Below are 869 nucleotides of genomic sequence, written 5' to 3'. Positions count from 1 at the left end.
GCGCATTTTGAAAGAAACAAACCACACGTAAACATAGGAACAATAGGACACGTAGACCACGGTAAAACAACACTAACAGCAGCAATAACACTAGTAATGAACAAGAGATACGGATCAGGAGAATACGTAGACTACGCACACATCGACAAAGCACCAGAAGAAAGAGAAAGAGGAATCACAATCTCAACATCACACGTAGAATACGAAACACCAAACAGACACTACGCACACGTAGACTGTCCAGGCCACGCTGACTACGTAAAGAACATGATCACAGGAGCAGCACAAATGGACGGAGCAATCCTAGTAGTAAGTGCAGCAGACGGACCAATGCCACAAACAAGAGAACACATCCTACTAGCAAGACAAGTAGGGGTACCAAAGATAGTAGTATTCCTAAACAAAGAAGACCAAGTAGATGACCCAGAACTAATCGAACTAGTAGAAATGGAAGTAAGAGACCTATTAAGCGAATACGACTTCGACGGAGACAACACACCAATCGTAGTAGGATCAGCATTAAAAGCCCTAGAAGAACCAGAAGGAGAATGGGGAGACAAAATAGTAAAACTAATGGAAGAAGTAGACGCTTACATTCCACAACCAGAAAGAGACACAGACAAACCATTCCTAATGCCAGTAGAAGACATCTTCTCAATCACAGGAAGAGGAACAGTAGCAACAGGAAGAGTAGAAAGAGGAACAGTAAAAGTAGGAGACAACGTAGAAATCGTAGGACTATCCGAAGAAAGAAGAAGCGTAGTAGTAACCGGAGTAGAAATGTTCAAGAAACTACTAGACCAAGCCCAAGCAGGAGATAACATCGGAGCACTACTAAGAGGAGTGCAAAGAAATGAAATCGAAAGAGG

At 42.6% G+C, this 869-nt stretch carries 1 protein-coding gene; it reads left to right on the top strand.

The window, feature by feature from the left end:
* Nucleotides 1-869: elongation factor Tu (tuf, locus tag HMPREF9225_RS09675; RefSeq protein WP_008902765.1), on the top strand; the 869-nt coding region annotated here is incomplete at both ends.

Source organism: Peptoniphilus duerdenii ATCC BAA-1640, assembly GCF_000146345.1.
In the GTDB taxonomy this organism is placed as follows: Bacteria; Bacillota; Clostridia; order Tissierellales; family Peptoniphilaceae; genus Peptoniphilus_B; species Peptoniphilus_B duerdenii.
The sequence above is the reverse complement of the archived record's forward strand: the minus strand, read 5'-3'. Positions and strand labels throughout refer to the sequence as shown.